The 17426-nt window shown below is 69.3% G+C and carries 20 protein-coding genes and 1 pseudogene; 13 read left to right on the forward strand and 8 right to left on the reverse strand.

The features are described from left to right. Positions 1–123 precede the first annotated feature (123 nt). Positions 124–1818 (forward strand): DEAD/DEAH box helicase, encoded by a 1695-nt coding sequence (locus IEV93_RS20155; protein ID WP_188492356.1) that lies wholly within the window; start codon positions 124–126, stop codon positions 1816–1818. Positions 1819–1929: 111 nt separating this feature from the next. Here IEV93_RS20155 and IEV93_RS20160 read toward each other — a convergent pair whose 3' ends face one another. Next, entirely contained in the window at positions 1930–2136 is a 207-nt protein-coding gene (locus tag IEV93_RS20160) for a DUF7455 domain-containing protein (protein WP_188492358.1), read from the reverse strand. 162 nt (positions 2137–2298) lie between these two features. Here IEV93_RS20160 and IEV93_RS20165 point away from each other — a divergent pair, with 162 nt between their 5' ends. Both IEV93_RS20165 and IEV93_RS20170 read left to right on the forward strand, forming a co-directional pair. After that, positions 2299–3246: an EamA family transporter gene (locus IEV93_RS20165; RefSeq protein ID WP_229705359.1), complete on the forward strand. Its 948-nt coding sequence runs from the start codon at positions 2299–2301 to the stop codon at positions 3244–3246. A gap of 19 nt (positions 3247–3265) precedes the next feature. After that, positions 3266–3697 (forward strand): DUF952 domain-containing protein, encoded by a 432-nt coding sequence (locus IEV93_RS20170; RefSeq protein WP_188492362.1) that lies wholly within the window; start codon positions 3266–3268, stop codon positions 3695–3697. 13 nt (positions 3698–3710) lie between these two features. On the opposite strand, the gene IEV93_RS20175 is transcribed toward IEV93_RS20170, so the two are convergent. Beyond that, positions 3711–4358: a response regulator gene (locus IEV93_RS20175; RefSeq protein ID WP_188492364.1), complete on the reverse strand. Its 648-nt coding sequence runs from the start codon at positions 4356–4358 to the stop codon at positions 3711–3713. Beyond that, on the reverse strand, positions 4355–5635 hold the full coding sequence (locus IEV93_RS20180; RefSeq protein ID WP_188492366.1) for a sensor histidine kinase: 1281 nt from the start codon (positions 5633–5635) through the stop codon (positions 4355–4357). Before IEV93_RS20180 ends, IEV93_RS20175 begins: the two co-directional genes overlap by 4 nt. 110 nt (positions 5636–5745) lie before the next feature. Here IEV93_RS20180 and IEV93_RS20185 point away from each other — a divergent pair, with 110 nt between their 5' ends. The 6 genes and pseudogenes from IEV93_RS20185 to IEV93_RS20210 all read left to right on the forward strand — a co-directional run bounded on the left by IEV93_RS20185 (position 5746) and on the right by IEV93_RS20210 (position 9728). Then, a complete protein-coding gene (locus IEV93_RS20185) occupies positions 5746–6297 on the forward strand; it encodes a hypothetical protein (RefSeq protein WP_188492368.1) in 552 nt (183 codons plus the stop codon). Between the two features lie 118 nt (positions 6298–6415). Next, positions 6416–6802 (forward strand): ArsR/SmtB family transcription factor, encoded by a 387-nt coding sequence (locus tag IEV93_RS20190; protein ID WP_188492371.1) that lies wholly within the window; start codon positions 6416–6418, stop codon positions 6800–6802. Next, a complete protein-coding gene (gene arsB / locus IEV93_RS20195) occupies positions 6799–7902 on the forward strand; it encodes an ACR3 family arsenite efflux transporter (RefSeq protein ID WP_188492373.1) in 1104 nt (367 codons plus the stop codon). The genes IEV93_RS20190 and arsB overlap by 4 nt, the downstream gene beginning before the upstream one ends. A gap of 166 nt (positions 7903–8068) precedes the next feature. After that, positions 8069–8239, forward strand: a pseudogene (locus tag IEV93_RS20200) (arsenate reductase/protein-tyrosine-phosphatase family protein); the annotation flags it as partial. Between the two features lie 23 nt (positions 8240–8262). Next, positions 8263–8673, forward strand: coding sequence for an arsenate-mycothiol transferase ArsC (locus IEV93_RS20205; RefSeq protein WP_188492375.1), 411 nt, complete (start codon positions 8263–8265; stop codon positions 8671–8673). Next, positions 8670–9728, forward strand: coding sequence for an ArsO family NAD(P)H-dependent flavin-containing monooxygenase (locus tag IEV93_RS20210; RefSeq protein WP_188492377.1), 1059 nt, complete (start codon positions 8670–8672; stop codon positions 9726–9728). The genes IEV93_RS20205 and IEV93_RS20210 overlap by 4 nt, the downstream gene beginning before the upstream one ends. Before the next feature lie 138 nt (positions 9729–9866). Here IEV93_RS20210 and IEV93_RS20215 read toward each other — a convergent pair whose 3' ends face one another. Beyond that, positions 9867–11237 (reverse strand): RNA polymerase sigma factor, encoded by a 1371-nt coding sequence (locus IEV93_RS20215; RefSeq protein WP_229705360.1) that lies wholly within the window; start codon positions 11235–11237, stop codon positions 9867–9869. 185 nt (positions 11238–11422) lie between these two features. Continuing rightward, positions 11423–12220 (reverse strand): polyphosphate--glucose phosphotransferase, encoded by a 798-nt coding sequence (ppgK, locus tag IEV93_RS20220; protein ID WP_188492382.1) that lies wholly within the window; start codon positions 12218–12220, stop codon positions 11423–11425. Between the two features lie 159 nt (positions 12221–12379). On the opposite strand from ppgK, the gene IEV93_RS20225 reads away from it, so the two are divergent. Continuing rightward, positions 12380–13228 (forward strand): inositol monophosphatase family protein, encoded by an 849-nt coding sequence (locus IEV93_RS20225; protein ID WP_188492384.1) that lies wholly within the window; start codon positions 12380–12382, stop codon positions 13226–13228. A 25-nt stretch (positions 13229–13253) separates the two neighbouring features. Here IEV93_RS20225 and cei read toward each other — a convergent pair whose 3' ends face one another. Further along, positions 13254–13952, reverse strand: a complete 699-nt coding sequence (cei, locus tag IEV93_RS20230; protein WP_188492386.1) for an envelope integrity protein Cei — start codon at positions 13950–13952, stop codon at positions 13254–13256. A gap of 394 nt (positions 13953–14346) precedes the next feature. Here cei and IEV93_RS20235 point away from each other — a divergent pair, with 394 nt between their 5' ends. Continuing rightward, on the forward strand, positions 14347–14646 hold the full coding sequence (locus tag IEV93_RS20235; RefSeq protein ID WP_188492388.1) for a DUF4193 domain-containing protein: 300 nt from the start codon (positions 14347–14349) through the stop codon (positions 14644–14646). Positions 14647–14716: 70 nt separating this feature from the next. Here the strand turns inward: IEV93_RS20235 and IEV93_RS20240 are convergent, their stop codons facing one another. Further along, positions 14717–15232: a DUF3093 domain-containing protein gene (locus tag IEV93_RS20240; RefSeq protein WP_188492390.1), complete on the reverse strand. Its 516-nt coding sequence runs from the start codon at positions 15230–15232 to the stop codon at positions 14717–14719. A 22-nt stretch (positions 15233–15254) separates the two neighbouring features. On the opposite strand from IEV93_RS20240, the gene dut reads away from it, so the two are divergent. Further along, positions 15255–15755 (forward strand): dUTP diphosphatase, encoded by a 501-nt coding sequence (dut, locus tag IEV93_RS20245; protein ID WP_229705361.1) that lies wholly within the window; start codon positions 15255–15257, stop codon positions 15753–15755. A gap of 6 nt (positions 15756–15761) precedes the next feature. Next, the gene (locus IEV93_RS20250) at positions 15762–16655 is read left to right on the forward strand and encodes a DUF3710 domain-containing protein (RefSeq protein ID WP_188492392.1); all 894 of its coding nucleotides are present in this window, start codon (positions 15762–15764) and stop codon (positions 16653–16655) included. Here IEV93_RS20250 and IEV93_RS20255 read toward each other — a convergent pair. Then, entirely contained in the window at positions 16643–17401 is a 759-nt protein-coding gene (locus IEV93_RS20255) for an alpha/beta hydrolase (protein WP_188492394.1), read from the reverse strand. The two genes, IEV93_RS20250 and IEV93_RS20255, sit on opposite strands and share 13 nt — an antisense overlap. Between the last annotated feature and the right edge of the window lie 25 nt (positions 17402–17426).

Raw genomic sequence — 17426 nt, forward strand, 5'->3', positions numbered from 1 at the left:
CGCGTGTCGGTGGGACCTCGCCCGGGCGGGGTACGATCATGCACGGCCCACGAGCCGCCGAAGCGGCCGTTTCACGCCTGTCACAAGCCGCTGTACGTCGAGGAGTTGTCGATTTCCGAGGTTATGGTTCCGGGCGCGTCCGCGTCGCTCCGGACATGGCAACGCCGCGCTCTGACGAAGTACCTGGCCACCGCGCCGAGGGACTTCCTCGCCGTTGCGACGCCGGGCGCAGGCAAGACGACCTTCGGCCTACGGATCGCCAGCGAGCTCATCCGCGACCGCACCGTCGAGCAGATCACCGTGGTCGCGCCCACCGAACACCTCAAGTACCAGTGGGCGCAGGCCGCGGCGCGGGTCGGTATCGCGCTCGACGCGCGGTTCAGCAACTCCGCCGGCGCCACCAGCGCCGACTACGACGGTGTCGTGGTCACCTACGCGCAGGTCGCGGCCCACCCCTTCCGGCACCGCGTGCGTACCGAGAACCGCAAGACCCTCGTGATCATGGACGAGATCCACCACGGCGGCGACGCCAAGAGCTGGGGCGACGGCATCGCCGAGGCGTTCTCCGACGCGACGCGTCGGGTGGCGCTCACCGGGACACCGTTCCGCTCCGACGACTCCCAGATCCCGTTCGTCACCTACGAGCCCGACGGTGACGGCGCGCTGCGCTCGAAGCCCGACCACAGCTACGGCTACGCCGACGCCCTCGCCGACGGTGTGGTGCGCCCCGTGGTCTTCCTGGCCTACTCGGGGCAGGCGAGCTGGCGGACCAACGCGGGCGAGGAGTTCTCCGCCCGTCTCGGCGAGCCGTTGTCGGCCGAGCACACCGCCCGCGCCTGGCGCACCGCTCTGGATCCGCACGGCGACTGGATCCCGGCGGTGCTCACCGCGGCCAACACCCGCCTCGGTCAGCTCCGCGCAGGCGGGGTGCCCGACGCCGGAGGTCTGGTCATCGCAACGGATCAGAAGACCGCCCGCGACTACGCCGAGCTGCTCGAGGAGATCTCGGGATCGCCGGTCACCCTCGTGCTGTCCGACGATCCGAGCTCGTCGTCACGGATCGACGAGTTCGGTGCGTCCGACGACCGGTGGATGGTCGCGGTCCGCATGGTCTCCGAGGGCGTCGACGTGCCGCGTCTCGCGGTGGGCGTCTACGCCACCTCCGCCTCGACCCCGCTGTACTTCGCGCAGGCCATCGGCCGCTTCGTGCGATCGCGGCGGGCGGGGGAGACGGCCAGCGTGTTCCTGCCGTCGGTGCCGGTGCTGCTGCGTCTCGCCAGCGAACTCGAGGCGCAGCGCGACCATGTGCTGGGCAAGCCACACCGCGAGCAGGAGGGTTTCGACGATCAGCTGCTCGCGGAGGCCAACAAGGTCGCCGACGAGCCGGGCGACGACGAGCCGGCCTTCATCTCGCTGCACGCCGACGCCGAACTCGATCAGGTGATCTACGACGGCTCCTCGTTCGGCACCGCGACGTTCGCGGGCAGCGACGAGGAATCGGACTATCTGGGTCTGCCCGGACTGCTCGACGCCGACCAGGTCCGGGATCTGCTGCGCAAGCGCCAGACCCAGCAGGTCGCGGCACGATCGGCGGAACCGGTCGCCCCCACGCCCCGGCCCGATGTGGGCACGGGTCCACAGCTGGCGGCGCTACGCCGGGAACTCAACGGACTGGTCGCCATGCACCACCATCGGACCGGCAAACCTCACGGTCTGGTGCACAACGAACTGCGATCACGACTCGGTGGGCCGCCGACGGCGATGGCCACCGTCGAGCAGCTCAAGGAACGCATCAGCGCGCTCCGTCAGTGGAAATGACGCGAGGTCTCCGCGTCACCGGATCCGGATCGGACGCGACGAACCGAGCGGCCCCGGATAGCACTGACCTCCGGCACCCGTGAGGGACACCGGAGGTCAGTGGGTATCAGGTCAGACCAGTTCTTCTTCGGAACGGGTCACTGTGGCACCGAGGTCCGCCAGGCGCGCCTCGTGCTCGTTGTAGTGGTGACGGCAGAACAACAGTTCGCCGCCCGCGGGAAGGTTGGCGCGTACGCGTGCTGCTGCCCCGCAACGGTCACAACGGTCGGCAGCGGTGAGGGGCATGGAGATCGAGGTGGTGGTGATGACATCTGACATGGTTCCTCCGTCCCGGGCGAGCGCGAACGCTTCCCTTCGCGAGCTGACCCACCAGGAATGGTGGGCTTCTCTCACTCTCTCAGACGATTCGCGTCCCCGTATTGTTCCCGCGCCCGGGGAGTCGTCGCGTCATGCACACGTAACACGTGGTCGGACCGCGTGGTGAGAGCGCTCACGTCCCGCACCGGTCGGCGGCCTGGGGGTGATCCGGTCCGGTTCGTCTGGGTGCTCTTCGTCGTCAGTGCGGTGTGTCAGTACCTCGGTGCGGGCATCGCGGTGCCCCTGTTCGACCACACCGATCCGGCGGTCATCGCGTGGCTGCGCACCGTCACCGGAGGGATCGTGCTCGTCGCCATCACCCGACCGGTCTGGGTGGTGCGTGACCGACGACGACTGCTGCGCGCGACGATGTTCGGTCTGGTCACCACCGGGATGAACGTCGCGTTCTACGTGGCCATTTCCGACATCGATCTGGGCGTGGCGGTGGCCATCGAGTTCATCGGGCCGACCGCCGTCGCGGCTGTGTCGACCCGTGGACCACGCGGTGTCGCGGCGATCGTCGCGGTGGTGGCCGGCGTCGTCCTGGCCAGTGGTGCGTCGCCGAGCGGGTCGGTGTTCGGGGTGTCGTTCGCGATCCTGGCCGGCGTCCTGTGGGCGGGCTACATCGTCCTCGGCGCGCGGGTGTCGGGCGCGACGGCGACCGAGCTCGGCGGTCCGAGACGGTGGCGGACCGGGGTGGAGGACCTCGGCGTGGGACTCGCGGTCGCCGGCCTGGTGAGCGCACCCGTGGTCCTCGGCGTGAGCGAGATCACAGGGTCGGCCGGTCTCTCGATCGGTGTGGTGGCTGCGGTCGCAGCCGTCGGAGTGCTCTCCAGCGTCATCCCCTACGTCCTCGACCAGGTGGTGCTCACCCGAATCGGGCGCGGGCGTTTCGCGCTCATGCTGGCCTTGCTGCCCGCCACCGCGGTGCTCGTCGGGGCGGTCGTGCTGGCGCAGGTCCCCACGATCACCGAACTCGCGGGCATCGCGCTGGTCATCGTCGCGATCACCCTGTCCGCGGGCTCCGACCGCGCCGACGGGACGGGTTCTGCGCCCGCGGTGCCGGGCTGATGTGGCACCGTGGACGGTGATGACCGATCCCACCCGATCTCCCGCCGACCCGTCACCCTCGTCCGCGTCGCCGTCGTCGCAGTCGCACCCGGAGACGCCGCTGGTGCACCTGTGCGCCAAGCCGGACTGGGTTCGGGCGCACGCGTACGGACGGCTCGCACCCGACTCCCTCGATCAGGTGGGTTTCATCCACCTGTCGGCACTCGAGCAGGTGCACATCCCCGCCAACGCGATATTCCGGGACCGCACCGATCTGGTGCTGCTCGAGATCGATCCGGCGCGGGTGCCCGCCGACATCGTGTGGGAGGACGGCGATCCGCCGCACCCCGACGGGATCCAGTTCCCGCACCTGTACGGCCCGCTCCCGGTCACCGCGGTGTCCCGGGTACACGACTACCTCCCCGAGTCGGACGGCACCTTCGCGGCACGCACGACGTTTCACCACCCCTGACCCGGCGCCGACGTCACCGGGACTCCCGCGCGAGGATCGCCGCCTGCACCCGCGACTGCAGGTCGAGCTTGGTCAGGATGTGCGACACGTGTGTCTTCACCGTGGTCTGCGAGATGAACAGGGCCCGGGCGATCTCGGCGTTCGACAGACCTTCGCCGAGGCAGTCGAGGACGCCGCGCTCGCGGTCGGTGAGCACCGCGAGATCGACGCTCGGTGAGGGTGTGGGTCGACGGGGTGTGGCCGACTCGGACACCCGGGCGATGACCCGGCGCGTCACCTCCGGAGCGAGTACCGCGTCGCCGCGGGACACGGCACGGATGGCGTCGATGATGTCCTCGGTCTCCGCGGTCTTGAGCAGGAAGCCGCTCGCCCCCGCGCGCAGCGCGTCGAAGACGTTGTCGTCCACGTCGAACGAGGTGAGGACGAGTACGGCGGCGGCGCCCGCGCGGGTGATCGCCGCGGTCGCGGCGATTCCGTCGGTGCCGGGCATGCGGATGTCCATGAGAACCACGTCCGGCCGCAGTCTGGCGACCGTCTCGATCGCCTCGTCGCCGTCACAGGCCTGACCGACGATCTCGATGTCGTCGATCTGCCCGAGCAGCAGCGCGAGGCCGGAACGGATGGCCGCGTGATCGTCGGCGATCACCAGGCTGATGCTCACAGTGATCCGCCCGGGGCGTCGACGACCTGCGCGGGACTCGCAGGTGCGCGTTCGGGTCGCAGGGGGAGCGACGCATCGACCACCCAGTGGTCGCCGCACGGTGCTCCCGAGCAGTCACCGCCGACCGACTCGGCCCGCAGCGCCATGTTCGCCAGCCCGTGCGACCCCCGCCCGTCGCCGGGTGGATGGTGCCCGGCGGGGAGTGGGTTGCGCACCGTCACGGTCAGGTCGGTGTCGGTCGCGCCGAGGCGGATCGAGATCGGTTCCGCGGGCGCGTGTCTGGTCGCGTTGGTGAGCGCCTCGGCCACGATCCGGTAGGCGCAGACGTCGACCGACGGAGGGAGCTCGGGAGGTGCCTCGCCGCTCACGGTCACCGGTGACCCCGCGGTGCGCGCGGTGGTCACCAGGCGGTCCAGGCGGCGCAGGGACGCCGTGCGACGGCTCTGCTCCTGATTCCCGGTCCCGGTCTCGGTGTCTGTGCCGCCGAGGACCTCGATCATGGTCCTCATCTCACCCAACGCCTCCACGCTGTTGCTGCGCACCGAGGCGAGCACCTCGGCGGTGATGGGCGAGCCGGGCCCGGCCCGCAGTGCCGCGGCCGACTGCAGCGCGATACCGGAGAGGTGTCCCGCGACGATGTCGTGCAGATCGCGGGCCAGTCGGCGGCGTTCGTCGGCGACGGCGTCGGCGCGATCACGCGCGGCGAGCTGCGCCACGGCCAGCGACCGTTCTCGCTCACTCTGCGCGGCCAACCGGTGCTCGGCGATGGCTCGCCCGTACCCGATGGGGGAGATGACCAACGCCAGCAGCCACAGCAGGATCAGCAGCACCGAACGCCAGCTGCCGTCGACGGCGATCACCGACGCGACCGCGAGGACGGTGATGGCCACGACCGTCGCGTACATCACGTGCACGGTGCGGCGGCCGGCGTACAGCGCGACCGCATAGGCGACGTCGGACAACACCAACCACACCGAGATCGACTGTGCCACCGCGACATCGACACCGACGACGACCAGACACAGGGCGAACGACAACCCGGGCGCGGTGGACCGCAACGACTGGACCGCGCACGCGGTGACCAGGGTGACCAGGGCGAACCAGCGCGGCAGGTCGAACGGTGATCCGGAATTGCCGCCGATGACGGTCAGATCGGCGGCGTAGAGGACGAGACCGAGCGCGAGGAACGCGAGGCACACGGCGACGTCGCGCAGACGCGGCCGTTCGGCCACCCGACTCCACATCCTCGCCGCCTCCTTCTCGTCGGACCGACTCATCACACCACGCGCGACACCGTCGGCGGATCGTCCGAAGTGATGACGGGGCCGATGTGATCTCGTGCTCGCGGCCGATGTGGGCGCCGGTTGCTCGGAGAAGTCTGAGGGGCATGGAATCCCCCGTGCTCCTCGTCATCATCGGTTGTGAGATCGGCTTCTGGGTCGTCGTGTTCGCCGGACTCGCGGTGCGGTACGGCCTCCGGGCTCCCCGCGCGTCGACGATCATCCTGCGCATGGTGCCGGTGGTCGATGTGGTGCTGCTCGTGGCGGTCGCCCTCGACCTGCATTCCGGCGCGGCGGTGGAACAGATCCACCGGATCGCGGGCGTCTATCTCGGGGTGACGGTCGCGTTCGGGCACTCGATGATCCGGTGGGCCGATGTGCGATGTGCGCACTGGTTCTTCGGTGGGCCCGCGCCGACGCCGCGACCGAAGCGCGGTCCGGAGGCGGTGCGTCAGGAGGTGATCGGCTTCGCGCGGTGGCTGCTCGCCGCCGGTGTGGCCGGAGCCGCCATCCTGGGCCTGGCCGTCACGGTCGCCGACTCCGACCAGGCTCACGACCTGTACGGCATCTTCCCGCTGTTGGGGATCATCACCGTGATCTGGTTCGCCACCGGCCCGGCGTGGGCGTGGTTCGACCAGGGGAGCCGCGTGCGCTCGTGACCGGTCCACGCGACGACGCAGCCGGCTGTGGGTGCCCGCTCGGTGTGGTGGCCAGGTGCCGGCATGGTCGCGCCCTGTTCACTTGACGGTGTGATTAGGCGCCGGTCAATATAGACGTATGTCGAAACAGGGCCTGCACGTCGAGGCCGCGGGCGAGTGCTGCTCGCCGTTGATCCGGGAACCGTTGAGCGCTGATCGGGCGGGCGATCTGGCCCACATGTTCAAGGCAATCGGGGATCCGGTCCGACTGCGGTTGTTGAGTCTGGTGGCGAGCCACGAGAACGGTGAAGCGTGTGTCTGCGACATCTCCGATGGGTTCGCCTTGTCGCAGCCGACCATCTCGCATCACCTCAAGGTGCTGCGCAGTGCTGGTCTGCTCGACTGCGAACGCCGCGGGACCTGGGTGTACTACTGGGTGATTCCAGCTGCGTTGCAGCAGTTGTCGGCGGTGTTGAGTAGCGCGGATTCATCCGCAGCTGACGCCGCGATGGCGGTGAACGCATGAGCACCTCGACAGATAGGGCGGATGCCCCCGCAGTGGTGGGCAAGCTGTCGACGCTCGACCGGTTCCTGCCGGTATGGATCGGCGTCGCGATGGTTGCCGGCTTGCTGCTCGGCCGCGGGATCCCCGGCCTCGATGACGCACTGTCGAAGATCTCGGTCGACGGGGTTTCCCTGCCGATCGCGATCGGACTGCTGATCATGATGTACCCGGTACTGGCGAAGGTCCGCTACGACCGGCTCGACTCGGTCACCGGCGACAAGAAGCTCCTTCTCGGGTCTTTGGCCCTGAACTGGATTCTCGGTCCTGCGTTGATGTTCGCCCTCGCGTGGCTGTTCCTGCCCGACCTGCCCGAATACCGCACCGGCCTGATCATCGTCGGCCTCGCACGGTGCATCGCGATGGTGATCATCTGGAACGACCTCGCCTGCGGCGACCGAGAGGCGGCCGCCGTGCTGGTGGCGATCAACTCGGTCTTCCAGGTCGTGATGTTCGCTGTCCTGGGCTGGTTCTACCTGTCGGTCCTCCCGGGCTGGCTGGGGCTCGAGCAGGCCGAGATCTCCACTTCGGCATGGCAGATCGCGAAGTCGGTCCTGATCTTCCTCGGCATCCCGCTCGTCGCGGGATACCTGTCGCGCCGGTTCGGCGAGAAGGCCAAGGGCCGCGACTGGTACGAGAGCACGTTCATTCCCCGCATCGGGCCGTGGGCGCTCTACGGGCTGCTGTTCACCATCGTGATTCTCTTCGCGTTGCAGGGCGATCAGATAACTTCCAGGCCGCTCGACGTCGTGCGGATCGCGCTGCCGCTGCTGGTGTACTTCGCCGTCATGTGGGGCGGCGGGTACGCATTCGGTGCCGCGATGGGACTCGGCTACGAGCGGACGACGACGCTGGCGTTCACCGCTGCGGGCAACAACTTCGAACTCGCCATCGCCGTCGCGATCGCCACCTACGGGGCGACGTCCGGGCAGGCACTGGCCGGGGTCGTCGGGCCGTTGATCGAGGTCCCGGTGCTTGTCGGGCTGGTCTACGTATCGCTGGCGTTGCGGAAGCGGTTCAGTGCCCGAACGCCCGCCGCGGCGGTCTCGAGTATCAAGGGGTAGCGATGGCCGAGACGCACCGTCGGCGTTCGTGAACGCATCGGGCAACGCGACGGCCGATGGCGTGATGTGCAGATGATCGCGCGCCGCAGCACGACGGTTGGCACCTGAGAAAAGGATTTGCCATCCTCCAGTTCCCGCACGCTTCTAGTCAGAAGGGTTTCCCCAGATGTCTGACACACCCAGTGTCCTGTTCGTGTGCGTCCACAACGCCGGCCGATCCCAGATGGCTGCCGGGTTCCTCACCACACTCGCCGGGGATTCGATTGAGGTCCGCTCCGCGGGCAGCGCACCCGCCGCCTCCGTCAACTCCGCGGCGGTGGAGGCGATGGCCGAGCTCCTGCCGGTGCAGGCGGGCCCCCGATGAGTACGCCGAGTGTGTTGTTCGTGTGCGTGAAGAACGGTGGCAAATCTCAGATGGCTGCCGGCCTCATGGCCAAGGAGGCCGGTGACACCGTCGAGGTGCATTCCGCGGGAACGAAACCCGGCACCGCGGTCAACGCACAGTCGGCGGAGTCGCTACTCGAGGTCGGCGTCGACATCACCACAGAGCAGCCGAAGCCGATAGATCCGGAGCTGTTGGCACGAATGGACTACGTGATCACCCTCGGTCGCGAAGCCCGGGTCGAGGAGGTCGCTGGACCGGTCTACGAGAACTGGGACACCGATGAGCCCTCGAACCGGGGGATCGAGGGGATGGAGCGGATGCGGCTGGTCCGCGACGACATCGCCACCCGGGTCCGCGACCTGCACGCTCGCCTCACCGCCGGGTGAGCAGCAACGCCACCCATTCGGCTGACGTCGTGGTCATCGGCGGCGGCCAGGCGGGCCTGGCCGCCGGTTACTACCTACGTAGAACCGGTCTCGATTTCGTCATCCTCGACGACAACCCCTACCCGGGCGGCTCGTGGCAGCACTACTGGCAGTCGCTGACCCTGTTCTCGCCCGCCGAGTACTCGTCGCTGCCCGGGTGGCCGATGCCGCCCTACCCCAACGGGTTTCCACCGGCGACGCACGTCGTGGACTACCTGACCCGATACGAACATCGTTATGAGCTGCCCATCCGGCGCCCCGTATCCGTCACCGAGGTCACGCGCACAGATCACGGTTTCCACGTCCACAGCGACGACGGTGGTTGGGATGCGCGGCGGGTCATCAATGCCACCGGCTCATGGCGGCAACCTTTCTGGCCGCTGTACCCCGGCATCAGCGAGTTCGCCGGGCGTCAGCTCCACACCGTTGACTACCGCTCTCCCGAGCCGTTCGCCGGGCAACGGGTGGCGGTGGTGGGGGGCGGTAACTCCGCCGCCCAGATCGTCGCGGACCTTTCCGCTGTGGCGGAGCCCCTGTGGTGCACGCCCCGCCCGCCCCGGTACCTGCCCGACGACGTCGACGGCCGGGTGTTGTTCACCGTGGCCTCCGAGCACGCCGCTGCGGTCGCCGCCGGCCGGCCATCGGACGGGGGTGTCGGTGGGCTGGGTGACATCGTGGCCGTGCCGTCGGTGCGCGCTGCCCGCGACCGCGGCCAGCTCACCGCCCATCCGATGTTCACCCACCTCACCGCCGGCGGCGTCGTCATCGACGGCGTCGAGGAACAGGTCGATGCGATCATCTGGTGCACCGGGTTCCGGCCCGCCCTGCGACACCTCCACGGGCTGGTCCGAACGAGGGGCGATCACCATCCGGTCGTCGACAACCATCTGGTCGATGACCCCGCGATGATGTTCCTCGGGTACGGCGACTGGACCGGACCGGCCTCGGCCACCCTCATCGGGGTCGGGCGCACCGCTCGCTCCCTGCTTGCCCCAGCCCGGCGCAGGCCGCGCTAGGTCGCACGTGCACACTTCGCCGGCCTCGGTCGAGATCGGGACCACCTGCTGCGTCGCCACCCTTGAGAGCCTCGCCGAACAACAACGCAGCCGCCCCGGAGGATCTCCGGGGCGGCTGCGTCGTCTGGACGGGTGTGACTAGTCGAGGTAGTCGCGCAGCACCTGCGAGCGCGACGGGTGGCGCAGCTTCGACATCGTCTTCGACTCGATCTGACGGATGCGCTCACGCGTCACGCCGTAGACCTGGCCGATCTCGTCGAGCGTGCGCGGCTGGCCGTCGGTGAGACCGAACCGCAGACGCACCACGCCCGCCTCGCGCTCGGACAGCGTCTCGAGCACCGACTGCAGCTGATCCTGCAGCAGGGTGAACGACACGGCGTCGACGGCCACGACGGCCTCGGAGTCCTCGATGAAGTCACCGAGCTGGCTGTCGCCCTCGTCGCCGATGGTCTGATCGAGCGAGATGGGCTCACGCGCGTACTGCTGGATCTCCAGCACCTTCTCGGGCGTGATGTCCATCTCCTTGGCGAGCTCCTCGGGGGTGGGCTCGCGGCCCAGGTCCTGGAGGAGTTCGCGCTGGATGCGACCGAGCTTGTTGATGACCTCGACCATGTGCACCGGGATGCGGATGGTGCGGGCCTGGTCGGCCATGGCGCGGGTGATGGCCTGACGGATCCACCAGGTGGCGTACGTCGAGAACTTGTACCCCTTGGTGTAGTCGAACTTCTCGACCGCGCGGATCAGACCGAGGTTGCCCTCCTGGATGAGGTCCAGGAACGCCATGCCGCGACCGGTGTAGCGCTTGGCCAGCGACACCACGAGTCGCAGGTTGGCCTCGAGCAGGTGGTTCTTGGCGCGGTTGCCGTCACGGGAGATCCAGGACAGATCGCGACGCTGGGCCACGGTCAGCTTCTCGCCGGCGTCGGCGATGCGACGCATCCGCTCGGTGGCGAAGAGTCCGGCCTCGATGCGCTTGGCGAGTTCGACCTCCTCCTCGGCGTTGAGGAGGGCGACCTTGCCGATCTGCTTCAGGTAGGCGCGGACCGAGTCGGCCGAGGCGGTGAGCTCGGCGTCCTTGCGCGCCTGGCGCAGGGCCTCGGACTCGTCCTCGTCCCAGACGAAGTCGCCGGACTTCTTGTCTTCCTCGGTCGGCTCCTCGATCTCCTCGGCGTCGGCCTTCGCGGCCGGCTTCACCTTGGCGGTCGCGGTGTCGTCGTCGTCATCGACCTCGACATCGTCGACGACGATCTCTTCGGCATCGATCTCACCCTCGGGTGCGTCGATGTCGTCGATGGTCGAGGCGTCGGCCTCGTCGGGCGCCGAGCCGTCGGCCGCCTTGGCGGGCGCCTTCTTCGCGACGGCCTTGCGCGCGGCCTTCTTGGCCGGGGCCTTCTTCGCGGGTGCCTTCTTGGCGGCGACCTTGCGGGCCGAGGTCTTCTTCGCCGGCACCGGTGCGGTCACGTCCTGTGACTCGCTCTCGGTTTCCTGGCGAGTTTTGGTGGCTGCCACGTACGACCTTTCACAGACTTCAAACATGTGGCTTCACACCGAGCGATCACCTCGGCGGAGCGGGGACTTGAGGGCCGGCAACGGGTGCCGACTGACACATTGTAACGATTCCCGGGCCACTCGGTCTCCACACCACGCCCGCCGACCCCGGCCGACGCCGTCGACCTGCGTGGATCGGGTGAGGGTCAGACCCTCAGGCGGGCGTTGACGGCCATCGCGGCACCGACGATCCCAGCGGTGTTCTGCAGCGTGGCCGGCACCACCGGGGTGCGGTTCGACAGGTGCGGGATCCACTTGTGGGCCTTGCGGCTGATGCCGCCGCCCGCGATGAACAGATCAGGCCAGAATAGGTTCTCGTAGGCCGTGAGCACCGTCGACACGTGCCCGGCCCACTTCTCGTAGGACCAGTCGTTGTCCTCTTTGATCTTCGACGACGCCTGGTGCTCGGCCTCCTTGCCGCCGACCTCCATGTGTCCGAGTTCGGTGTTGGGCAGCAGCTTGCCGTGGAACAGGATCGCCGAACCGATGCCGGTCCCGAAGGTCAGCAGCATGACCATGCCCTTGGCGTCTTTGCCCGCGCCGTAGGCGTCCTCGGCCATGCCGGCGGCGTCGGCGTCGTTGAGGACCGCGAGCGGACGGTCGCCGAGCACACCGGCCAGCAGGGCGTAGGGGTCGCTGTCGATCCAGCCCTTGTCGATGTTCGCGGCGGTCTTCACGACACCCCCGGACACGACGCTGGGCAGCGTGACCCCGACCGGGCCGTCCCAGGAGAAGTGGTCGACGACCTCCTTGATGCCGCCGGCGACCGCGGCCGGGGTGGACGGCTGTGGGGTGAGCACCTTGAACCGGTCACCGACGAGTTCACCGGTGTCGAGATCGACGATGCCGCCCTTGATGCCGGACCCGCCCACGTCCACGCCGAAGGCGCGTCCGAGCGTGTCGGTGATGGGTGCGTCCGCACCCGGACTGGCGGCTTGCGACATGACGTGGGTCCTCCATGCGATCGTCCGACTCCGGTACGCGCTCAAGGCTAGTCATGCCGTCGGCGCACCGCTCGCTGTCGGCGATACGGCCCACCCGCAGCGGACGGTCCGCACCGGGCGGCGGCGACACCGCGGTGCATCGTGTGTTGAGGTTGTCCGGTGACATCCGCCGCGGAACTGACCGCCATCGCCATCGAGATCGCCGAGACCGCCGCCGACCACGCCCGCGTCCGCCGGGGCGAGTTGTTCGACGACGCCGGGGCCCCGCCACAGTCGTCGTCGGTGAGCACCAAGAGCACCCCGACCGACCCGGTCACCGTGGCCGACACAGAGACCGAGACCCTGATCCGCGCGGCGCTGACCCGCCTGCGACCCGACGACACCGTCCTGGGCGAGGAGGACGGCGGCACGCTGGAGGTGCCCGAGGGGGTGCGCTGGGTGGTCGACCCTATCGACGGCACGGTCAACTTCCTCTACGGGATCCCTGCGTATGCGGTGTCGGTGGGCGCGCAGGTCGACGGCGTCTCGGTCGCCGGTGCCGTGGTCGACGTGGCCCGTCGGGTCACCTACTCGGCGACGCGGGGTGCGGGTGCGTTCCGCGACGACGGATCGGGACCGACCCGGTTGCGCTGCACCGACGTCTCCTCGGTGGCACTGGCGTTGGTGGCGACCGGGTTCGGCTATGACGAGGATCGTCGGCGCGCGCAGGGTGCGGTCATCGCCGAACTGCTCCCACGGGTTCGCGACCTGCGGCGTGTCGGATCCGCCGCACTCGACCTGTGCATGGTTGCGTCGGGGTCGGTGGACGCGCACTTCGAACACGGACTCAACCCGTGGGACTGGGCCGCCGGCGCGCTGATCGCCGAGGAGGCGGGGGCCGTCGTGACGGTGCCCGGGCCCGAGACGAGGGGATACGACGGTGCGGTGACCATGGCGGTCGCACCCGGCATCGCCACCGAGTTCACCGACCTGCTCGAACGTATCGGCGCGCTGGGCTCGCTGCCCTGAACCGCGTCGTGGGACGACGCCGTGGTCAGCAGGACGAGTTGTGCACCGCGCGCACCAGGGCCGGATCGGCGCCGGTCTTGGGGTTCTTGGGGTCGGCCGACCGCAGCGACTCGAGGGCGGCCTGGGCGTCCTGAGACTGTTCCTTGCTGGTGAACCCGGTGCCGAGCACCAGATCGACGACCGCGCCGCTGCGACCGTCGTCGATCAGCTCGGCGCACGGTTCGGCCAGCCACAGCGCGGCGGCGGCGGCACGACTGGCCTGCCCGAAGCGGATCTGTCCCACACACGCGAGGTTCTGGTCGTAGACCGTGTCGTCGGCGTACGGGGTGTCGGTGGCGGGGGTGAACCCCTGCGAGGTGAGGTCGTCGAGCACGGTTCGTGCCTGACCCCGCTGTGCCGACGCGTTGAGCACCCGCACCTGGAAGGTGGACAGCGCACCGGGGGCCACGTCGATCAGGTCGGCCGCAGGGACGGTCGTCAGTGACGGGGCGGCGGCCGCGGAGCTCGGGGCCCCCGACGCCGAGGGTGCGGCCGAGGGTGCCGGCGGCTGATTGCAGGCGGTGATCACCGACGAGTCGTCCCCGTCGGCCAGCGCGCTCGCCCAGATGATGATGCCCGCGACGAGCAGCACGACCGTCGCGATGGCGAACGGTATGTAGCGGCGACGTCGGAACGGCCGTCCGTGATCGTCGGTGGGGAATCCGGTGGTGATCTGCGAAACCACGGGTCTGACATCCTTCCGGAAGAGTCGGCCGCGCCCGCGACGTCGTCGTGGCCGACATCGTCGTGTCGACACCTTCCGGGGCAGCGCATCACACTCTAAACGCCACGTGCTCCGCACCACCCTGCGACTCGCTGTTGACCCTGCGAATCCATTGCGCTACGCTTCGCCCGCTCCCCGGGTTCCAGCCACAGAAACACGGTTTCGCCGGGTGTGGCAGACATCACTGAAGTTCCGCTCCGCCGGGGCAACAAAATGCCCATAACCGTCGTTGTGTTGGGGCAGAGCGGCCGACTCGAAGAAACCGGGTCGACGGCAGTGATGGCGCCGTCGGACGCGAAGCGAATTGTCCGAGCGGCAGCGCGAGTCGGAAGTATTGAAGTTAAGGCGGAAACCCATGGCAACTGATTACGACGCCCCACGTCGCACCGAGACCGAGGACCTCAGCGAGGACTCCCTCGAGGAATTGAAGGCACGTCGCAGCGAGGCTCAGGCCGCGTCGGTCGACGTCGACGAAGCCGACACCGCCGAGTCGTTCGAACTGCCGGGAGCAGATCTCTCCGGCGAAGAACTCTCGGTGCGTGTCGTCCCCAAGCAGGCCGACGAGTTCACCTGTACGAGTTGCTTTCTCGTGTACCACCGCAGCCGTCTGGCTCGGGAGAACGGCAACTCACGCATCTGCGTCGACTGCGCCTGATCGACTCACCGGTGATGCGCCGATCCGCCCACGGGCGGGTCGGCGCATCGTCGTTTCCGCGGGTCGGACGTCAGGCCTCGTCGGTCGCCGCGGCGTCGGGCATCCCGAGCGCGGCGATGAGTTCGCCCGGGCGACGGGTGCTGACCAGCCAGTAGGGGGTCGGGTCGTCCGGGTCGTCGAGGACGAGCAGGACCATTGTCTTCACCCACGCGCGATGCATCATGAACGCGGCCGGGTCGAGCTGCCGTCCGAGCGCCGAACTCTTGGCGGTCGCCGGGATGGTGGCCGCCCGCGTGATCACCGTGGCGGGCAGATGCGCCTTGTGCGCGAACAGTTCACCGTCCGGGCTCACCCGGATCTGCGCCCGTCCCATCGACCACAGCATCCAGGCGCCGAGCACGGCCAGGATCACGTAGACGACGGCACTCCACGACGCCTTGTGCAGCGAGAGTTGCAACTCGTACCCGAACACGCCGACGACGACGGCCCCGGCCAACCACCACCACCACGGGACACGCAGACGCTCGTTGAAACGGTCGGTGACCGGCGGGGAATTCCTCGCGTCGGTCGATGAAAACGAAGCCACCGCTCCAGCGTAGTCTGCGTTCGTGGCAGTCGATGTGCAGGTGGGGACGGTTGCGTTCAGGCGACTCGATCCCACGATCCCCGTCCCCGTGCGCGCCCATCCCGGTGATGCGGGTGTCGACCTGTGCAGTGCCGTCGACACCGTCCTGGCGCCGGGAACTCGTGCGTTGGTGCCCACGGGCATCGCGATCTCGCTGCCGGCGGGGACGGTCGGACTGATTCATCCCCGCTCCGGTCTCGCGGCCCGCGCGGGACTGTCGATCGTGAACACCCCGGGGACCGTGGACGCCGGCTACCGGGGCGAGATCAAGGTGTGTCTGATCAATCTCGACCCGAGCGAGCCGATCTCGATCGCCCGAGGCGACCGGATCGCGCAGCTGCTCGTGCAGCGGGTCGAGTTACCGGAATTCGTCGAGGTGGATTCACTCGACGAGACCAGCAGGGGAGCAGGCGGTTACGGTTCCAGTGGCGGACATGCGCTGCTGTCGGGGACCGACCGACCCGCCCCGGACGAAGAAGGCTGAGGAGATATGGCCGCGCGACGCGGATCCCGTTCCAAGGACACCACCGACGTCGAGCCCGCTGCGGGTTCGGCTTCCGGACCCGCCGAGGAGATCGGCGCCGGACGCGGTCCCTACGACATCGAGGACCTCGCGTCCGAGATCGACCTGGGCAACTCCCATCTCGATCTGGGGTCCGTGCTCGTCCCGGTGGTCGAGGGCGGACAGGTGACCGTGGAGATGACCGCAGACCACCAGCCGCAGGCGGTGTACCTCGTGACGCCGCACGGACGGATCAGCGTCGCCGCCTTCGCCGCACCACGGTCGCCGGGCATGTGGCGTGAGGTCGTGGGTGAACTCGTCGAGTCGCTGCGGACCGAAGGGGCCGAGACCGCGATCGAGGACGGGCACTGGGGCCGCGAGGTCGTCGCGGCCGTCCCCGGGGCGGTGCACCGCTTCATCGGAGTCGACGGACCACGGTGGATGGTGCGCTGCGTGTGCAGCGGTCCGCCCGAGTCCGCCGACGACCTGGCCCCGGTCGCCCGTGCCGTTCTCAGCGAGTCGGTCGTGCGCCGCGGCTCCGACCCGCACCCCCCGCGCGACGCGTTGCCGGTCATCCTGCCTCCGGTGTTGGCCGAGCAGGTGGCCGCGGCCCAGGAGCACATGGCCGGCGAGACCGACGACTCCTCGGCGGAGGCGTCGGGCGTGGAGGAGCCGACGCCCGCCGACGAGCTGGTCATCGATTCGCTGACCGAGGGTGAGGGTGCGCGTGAGCAGATCGCCCGCGCCCAGGTGATCGCCGAGCCCGATCCGGACGCCGAGCCCGTCGCGGAGGTCGAGCCGGAACCCGAACCCGATCCGGAGCCGACTCGTCGCTCCTCCGGATCGGCTCTTCAGCGCCTGCGTCGTCGTCAGGGGCGCTGAGGCCGCGGGGCGCTCGAGCCCTCGGTGACGGCGAGCCACCCCAGGACGCTCTCGCGTCCGAGGATCGACGCGTCGGCACCCCACTGCTCGAGGGTCACCGACCGCAGCACCGCATTCGGCGCATGATGCGCCCACCGCCGGGCCACCGCGATCGGGTGCACCGGGTCGTCGGCGGCTGCGGTGACGATCAACGGCACCCGCAGCGCGGCGATCCGGTCGCGGGTCGGGATGGTCAGGCCCGCGGCCTCGTCGAGGTGGGCGCGTAACGCCGGGCCGATCGCCGACCACGACCGACCCAGTTCCGCACCGAGCCATGCGGGACTGCCCGCCACCATGTGGGCGATCGCACCGTCGAGGCCGAGGCGGTCGATGAGCTCGGCGGTGACCCGCGCGCTGTGTGACGCCGGGGCGCCGCGAGCGGAGTCCAGCCACGGTGGCAGCGCCGCGAACACACCCACGCATCGGTCGTCGTCGACGGCCCAGTCCAGCGCCACGCACGCCCCGATCGACACCCCGCCGACCAGTAGGTGTCGGTGCTGCGCGGCCGCGGTGTCGAGTGCGCGCCGGTACCCCGCCTCGATGCCGTCGGCCGCCGGGTCCACCGCGATCAACTCGACCCCGAGCGACTGCGCGGCCGGCGCGAAGGCCCGCCGGGCATAGTCGGCGTCGGATCCCGTCCCCGGCAGCGCGACCAGGGCAGATGGCCTCGGACCGGTGGCCGCGGACACGGTGTCGGAGTCGGTCATACCGCGATCCTGCCCCGCAGGTGGT

Source organism: Williamsia phyllosphaerae (genome assembly GCF_014635305.1).
In the GTDB taxonomy this organism is placed as follows: Bacteria; Actinomycetota; Actinomycetes; order Mycobacteriales; family Mycobacteriaceae; genus Williamsia_A; species Williamsia_A phyllosphaerae.

Excerpts from the sequence above, each read along its gene's own strand:
- IEV93_RS20155 (WP_188492356.1), top strand. The coding sequence starts at position 124 with ATGGTTCCGGGCGCGTCCGCGTCGCTCCGGACATGGCAACGCCGCGCT.
- IEV93_RS20160 (WP_188492358.1), bottom strand. The coding sequence starts at position 2,136 with ATGTCAGATGTCATCACCACCACCTCGATCTCCATGCCCCTCACCGCT.
- IEV93_RS20170 (WP_188492362.1), top strand. The coding sequence starts at position 3,266 with ATGACCGATCCCACCCGATCTCCCGCCGACCCGTCACCCTCGTCCGCG.
- IEV93_RS20180 (WP_188492366.1), bottom strand. The coding sequence starts at position 5,635 with ATGAGTCGGTCCGACGAGAAGGAGGCGGCGAGGATGTGGAGTCGGGTG.
- IEV93_RS20185 (WP_188492368.1), top strand. The coding sequence starts at position 5,746 with ATGGAATCCCCCGTGCTCCTCGTCATCATCGGTTGTGAGATCGGCTTC.
- IEV93_RS20190 (WP_188492371.1), top strand. The coding sequence starts at position 6,416 with ATGTCGAAACAGGGCCTGCACGTCGAGGCCGCGGGCGAGTGCTGCTCG.
- arsB (WP_188492373.1), top strand. The coding sequence starts at position 6,799 with ATGAGCACCTCGACAGATAGGGCGGATGCCCCCGCAGTGGTGGGCAAG.
- IEV93_RS20205 (WP_188492375.1), top strand. The coding sequence starts at position 8,263 with ATGAGTACGCCGAGTGTGTTGTTCGTGTGCGTGAAGAACGGTGGCAAA.
- ppgK (WP_188492382.1), bottom strand. The coding sequence starts at position 12,220 with ATGTCGCAAGCCGCCAGTCCGGGTGCGGACGCACCCATCACCGACACG.
- IEV93_RS20235 (WP_188492388.1), top strand. The coding sequence starts at position 14,347 with ATGGCAACTGATTACGACGCCCCACGTCGCACCGAGACCGAGGACCTC.
- IEV93_RS20250 (WP_188492392.1), top strand. The coding sequence starts at position 15,762 with ATGGCCGCGCGACGCGGATCCCGTTCCAAGGACACCACCGACGTCGAG.
- IEV93_RS20255 (WP_188492394.1), bottom strand. The coding sequence starts at position 17,401 with ATGACCGACTCCGACACCGTGTCCGCGGCCACCGGTCCGAGGCCATCT.